The organism is Candidatus Methanodesulfokora washburnensis (assembly GCF_003947435.1).
GTDB lineage: Archaea > Korarchaeota > Korarchaeia > Korarchaeales > Korarchaeaceae > Methanodesulfokora > Methanodesulfokora washburnensis.
Genome location: NZ_RCOS01000019.1, coordinates 1 through 5,215 on the forward strand (window position 1 = coordinate 1; position 5,215 = coordinate 5,215).

6 protein-coding genes are annotated in these 5,215 nt (G+C 44.5%); all 6 read left to right on the top strand.

Annotated elements, in window-relative coordinates; genetic code table 11:
* Positions 1-911: ABC transporter substrate-binding protein (locus tag D6D85_RS00995; protein WP_237558702.1), on the top strand; the 911-nt coding region annotated here is incomplete at its 5' end.
* Between the two features lie 32 nt (positions 912-943).
* The gene (locus tag D6D85_RS01000; RefSeq protein ID WP_125670184.1) at positions 944-1,975 is read left to right on the top strand and encodes an ABC transporter permease; all 1,032 of its coding nucleotides are present in this window, start codon (positions 944-946) and stop codon (positions 1,973-1,975) included.
* A 10-nt stretch (positions 1,976-1,985) separates the two neighbouring features.
* Entirely contained in the window at positions 1,986-2,858 is an 873-nt protein-coding gene (locus D6D85_RS01005) for an ABC transporter permease (RefSeq protein ID WP_237558703.1), read from the top strand.
* A 4-nt stretch (positions 2,859-2,862) separates the two neighbouring features.
* Entirely contained in the window at positions 2,863-3,834 is a 972-nt protein-coding gene (locus tag D6D85_RS01010) for an ABC transporter ATP-binding protein (protein WP_125670185.1), read from the top strand.
* A gap of 4 nt (positions 3,835-3,838) precedes the next feature.
* Entirely contained in the window at positions 3,839-4,798 is a 960-nt protein-coding gene (locus D6D85_RS01015) for an ABC transporter ATP-binding protein (RefSeq protein ID WP_125670187.1), read from the top strand.
* Complete coding sequence (locus tag D6D85_RS16650) at positions 4,783-4,944, top strand: hypothetical protein (RefSeq protein ID WP_202617260.1); 162 nt, start codon at positions 4,783-4,785, stop codon at positions 4,942-4,944. The genes D6D85_RS01015 and D6D85_RS16650 overlap by 16 nt, the downstream gene beginning before the upstream one ends.
* Positions 4,945-5,215 lie beyond the last annotated feature (271 nt).

A 5,215-nucleotide genomic window follows, 5' to 3' on the forward strand; every position in this document is an offset into this window, starting at 1 on the left:
TTGTTTATGTTCCTGTTACACACATAGATCAACTTATAGACATAAACAAGTGGCTGAATGAGGGGAAGATAGTCGTGAAGCCGGATGTAGCTGACAAGGTGGCAGTATTGGGACCATTCGAGACCTTTGATATAATGTTCATAGGACTCAACCAGAAGATATACGATGAGACAACAAAGAAGCCCGTTGACTTTCAGCCTTTCAAGGACATAAGAGTTAGGCAGGCATTTGCATACGCTTTCGACTACAAAACATACATAAGAGAGGTTGTGAAGAACTTCGCAATACAGCCAAATGGTCCTATACCTAAAGGGATGTTCGGATATGATCCATCTATACCTGTCTACGAATACAACCTGACGAAGGCAAAGGAGCTTCTTCTTGCAGCTGGAAAGGATCTGGGCTTCAGTCCGGATAATCCAAAGACTCTGACGATATACTACAACTCCGGCAACCTTGCAAGAGAAAAGGGTTCTCTGCTTTTAGCAAGTGCAATAAATAGTCTGCATGCAGGCTTAATAATACAGGTAGTTCCTCTGGACTGGCCTGCATTCCTGGCAAAGCTGAGGGCAAAGGCCTTGCCTATATTCTTCCTCGGATGGGCTCCTGATTATATAGATCCGGATGACTATGTTGTGCCCTTCTGCCATGGAGAGAAAGGAACATTCCCGATAAGAATAGGATTTAACGATCCTGAGCTCAACAAACTGATAGATGAGCAGGCGAGAACATTAGATCCTCAGAAGAGAAAGGAGATCCTCAGGCAGATAACACTGAAGGTGAATGAACAGTACGTGTACATATGGCTCACGCAGCCGACAGCCTATCACGTTCAAAGGACATGGGTCAAGGGATGGTTCTACAATCCAGCCTTCCCAGGAAACTACTTCGCAACTCTCTCCAAGGGGTGACCTCCCTCTTTTTCTTTTTTTAGGGTGATTTTTTGAAGCTATACGAGTATGCCATTAGAAGAACGCTTCTGTTGGTACCTGTTTTGATAGGGGTCACAATACTTACTTTCTACCTCTCAAGGATAGTTTTGAATCCATTAGGAGCATATGTGACGGAGAGAACTCCTCCCGAGCTCATACCTGCTATAGAAAAGAAGCTTGGGCTTGACAAGCCTTTTTATGTGCAGTATGCCTACTATCTCAGGGATCTCATTACAATGGACTGGGGCTGGTCTAAAGTCGCCCATATGCCAGTTCTCGAGGCGTTGATGTACAGATTCCCTGCCACAGTGGAGCTAGCTGTCACGGCATTCCTCATCACAATAGCCTTAGGTATTCCATTGGGCATACTGAGCGCTTTGAAGAACAACACGCTCATAGACCATATAATAAGGATAATAGCGTTGACCGGCATATCTATACCAGTTTTCTGGCTCGGTTTGACGCTCCAGTACACCTTCTCCTACTGGCTCAAGACAAATGGGCTTCCTAGCCTCCCATCAAGTGGAAGAGTTGATCCAGTACTTCTTCAAGCACATCCAGTTAACAGGATAACCGGTCTCATGATACTGGATTCCCTCATTCAGGGGAACTTTATAGTTGCCTTGGATGCAATTTCCCACATAATACTGCCCTCTATAACGCTTGCATTTCTCAACATAGGAGTCGTCACAAGAGTTGCCAGATCGAGTATGCTCGAAGTTCTCAGGCAGGACTATATAACAACAGCTAGAGCTTATGGATTACCAAGGAGAATAGTAATATATAAATATGCACTCAAGAATGCGATGATACCTGTAGCAACGATAAGCGGCCTCATGTTCGGAGGCCTGCTGGGAGGTGCTGTGATAACTGAAACAATATTTGCATTCCCCGGAATGGGTCAGCTTACCGTGATGGCAATAACATTTAACGACTCAAACACTATATTGGCCTTTACTGTCTTAGCATGCTTCATATACGTGTTTGTGAATCTCGCTGTCGATATAATTTATGCCTGGCTTGACCCTAGGATAAAATACTGAGGGTGATTTAATGAGCAGAAGAACTGGAAGGGAACTCTTTTTGATGGATGTGAGGTATTCTCTGTGGCTCATCAGCAGGAACAAGCTCGTTGTATCGGGGTTTGTTCTAGTGGCTTTCTTCATCTTTCTAGCTATCTTTGGCCCGTTAATAGTTAATCCTGAAATAGCACAAAGAGTAGATTATCCGAATCAGCTGAAGCCACCCTCTTGGCAGCATCCCTTTGGAACCGATGACATAGGAAGAGACCTGCTATCCCTGATAATACTGGGAGCTAGATATGATCTAATGATAGCTATTGTCGTCATAGCTTCTTCTCTACTGATAGGAATAGTGCTCGGCTCGATATCCGGCTACTTTGGCGGTGTGATAGATGAGGCAATGATGAGAATTACAGATATATTTCTCGCATTTCCGGGCCTTATTCTGGCAATGGCAATAGCAACAGTCCTGGGAAGATCATTCACAAACCTGATGCTCGCCCTTATAGTCGTGTGGTGGTCCGGTTATGCTAGGATAATGAGAGGACAGGTCATAGCTGAGAGGGAGAAGCCCTATGTAGCAGCAGCAAAGATACTCAGTATACCAAGCTATAGAATAATATTCAGGCACATACTTCCAAATGCAATATATCCGATGTTGGTAGTTGCCACAATGGACATAGGAGGAGCTATGCTGACAGCAGCTGGCCTGAGCTTCATAGGGCTGGGTCCATCTCCATTTGAGCCGGAATGGGGTCAGCTTTGCAGCAGAGGAGCTACATATCTGTTTCAAGCTCCTTGGATAATGTTCTTTCCCGGTATAACAATACTCTTCGCAAGCTTGGGCTTCAATTTGGTAGGAGATGGCTTAAGAGATGTTTTAGATCCCAGGTTGAGGAGGTGATAAATTGCTTCTGAAGGTCGAGGATCTGAGAGTTGAGTTCCACACATACAGGGGCACTGTGCATGCGCTCAATGGAGTCACCTTTGACCTCGATAAAGGGGAAGTCCTCGGGTTGGCTGGAGAGACTGGCAGCGGGAAATCTGTGACAGCCCTCTCAATACAGAGGCTTCTTCCACCAAATGCAAGAATAGTATCAGGTAAAATAATATTTGACGGGATAGATTTAGTTAAACTGAGCGAGGAGGAGATGGAGAAGATAAGGGGAAGAAGGATGGCAGCAGTCTTTCAGGATCCTCACACATATCTGAATCCCGTCTTCAAGATAGGGAGGCAGTTTGTCGACATACTGAAGCAGCATGATCCCGATGTGATAAATAGTGACAAGAAGGAGAAAGTAGCTAGGGAGAAGGCAATTCAGATGCTCAAAGAGGTGAAGATGCCTGCTCCTGAGAGAGTTATGGAGATGTACCCTCATGAGCTAAGCGGGGGAATGAAGCAAAGAGTGCTCCTTGCCATGGCGTATTCCTTAAAACCTGATCTTATAATAGCTGATGAGGCTACAACTGCCCTAGATGTGACAATACAGGCTCAGGTGCTTGAGATAATGAAGGAGCTTCAGAAAAAGAGCAACATATCTATAATATTAATAACTCACGATCTGGGAATAATAGCTGAAAACTGCAATAGGGTTGCAGTGATGTATGCCGGCAGAGTAGTCGAGTTCGGCCGTGTTACAAAGGTTCTGGTCGATCCGAAACATCCCTACACACAGGGCTTGATAAGAGCTCTGCCCAGAACAGATAAGGAGGTCAAGCCAATTAGCATACCTGGAACAGTTCCGGATCTCGTAAATCCTCCCCCAGGATGTCCGTTTCATCCGAGGTGCCAGTATGCAATGGACATATGCAAGGAAAAAGTCCCAGAATACAGGGAGATAGATGGAGTAAGAGTTGCATGCTTTCTATATGGGAGGTGATTTTATGGAGGTTCTCAGAGTGGAAAATCTGGCAAAGCACTTTCCGATACTTGGAGGAGTTCTTCAGAGGACAGTTGGCTATGTGTATGCTGTAAACGATGTCTCCTTCAAGGTTGAGGAGGGTGAAACCCATGGGCTCGTCGGGGAATCGGGAAGCGGAAAGACAACTGTTGGCAGGATGATAGTCAGGTTAATAGATCCTACTTCAGGTAAAATAATATTTGACGGGGAAGATGTCACAAAAATTAAAGGAAATAAGCTGAAGGAGTACAGAAGGAAGGTTCAGATGGTCTTTCAGGATCCATATGCATCGATGAACCCGAGGATGACTGTGAAGGACATGCTTTTTGAGGTTATGAAAATTCATGGTATCAGCAGGGGAAGCGAGTATGAAAGGGCAGTTGAGCTAATGGAAAGAGTGGGAATGAGCGAGGAACATCTTTACAGATATCCTCATGAGCTGAGCGGGGGACAGAGGCAGAGAGTTGTTATAGCAAGGGCTTTGAGCGTGAATCCAAAGTTCATTGTGCTAGATGAGCCTACTGCATCCCTTGATGTATCTGTTCAGGCCCAAGTTCTGGATCTCCTGAAAGAGCTGCAGGACAAATATAGATACTCCTATCTCCTGATAACTCATAACCTTTCTATAATAAAATATATAAGTAGGAGGACAACTGTGATCTACAGAGGATGCTGGGTGGAGACAGCCGAGACTCAAGATCTGTTCTCAGACATGCAGCACCCATATACCCAAGCTCTCATATCAGCAGTTCCAATTCCAGATCCCACTGTAAAGAGAAACAAGATAATATTGAAGGGAGAGCCTCCGAATCCAGTTGAACCCGTCAAGGGGTGTCCCTTCTCCGATAGGTGTCCCTATGTGATGGACATATGTAGAGAAAAGGTTCCTCCAACAACAGACGTGGGAAAAGGACACTTGGTGAGATGTTGGCTGAAGAAGTAAAGGCTGATTACAAGGACTTCATAGCTCTAACTATTGCAATGCTTAGGATACTGCTTCCTGCTATTTTAATAATAATTTTTGCTCTCATTCTGGCAGTTGTTCTCATCAGGTACTCCGGATACTGGCATGGCTATGCGGGTCCCTAAAAGCATGATATTGCCAGAATCAGGAATCCGAGGTGAAAGAAGCCGATGAGGGCACTTCTCCTTAATTCTAATTAAATGATATTTCTACTAGGTAATTTTAATAGAATTATTTAATAAAACAAATGGGAGAAATAAGCTGGAGGAAGAGAGAAAGAATATATTTTCTGAACGAACTGCTAGGCAATGTCAGTCAGCTGGTCGATATTGGAAGCTCTGAGAAAGAACCCTGAATTAATAAGAGAGAGCTTGAGAAAGAGGGGAATGAATCAGG

What these genes read in the sequence shown, in the direction of transcription:
- D6D85_RS01015 (WP_125670187.1), top strand. Translation starts at nt 3,839, where the DNA reads ATGGAGGTTCTCAGAGTGGAAAATCTGGCAAAGCACTTTCCGATACTT.
- D6D85_RS01005 (WP_237558703.1), top strand. Translation starts at nt 1,986, where the DNA reads ATGAGCAGAAGAACTGGAAGGGAACTCTTTTTGATGGATGTGAGGTAT.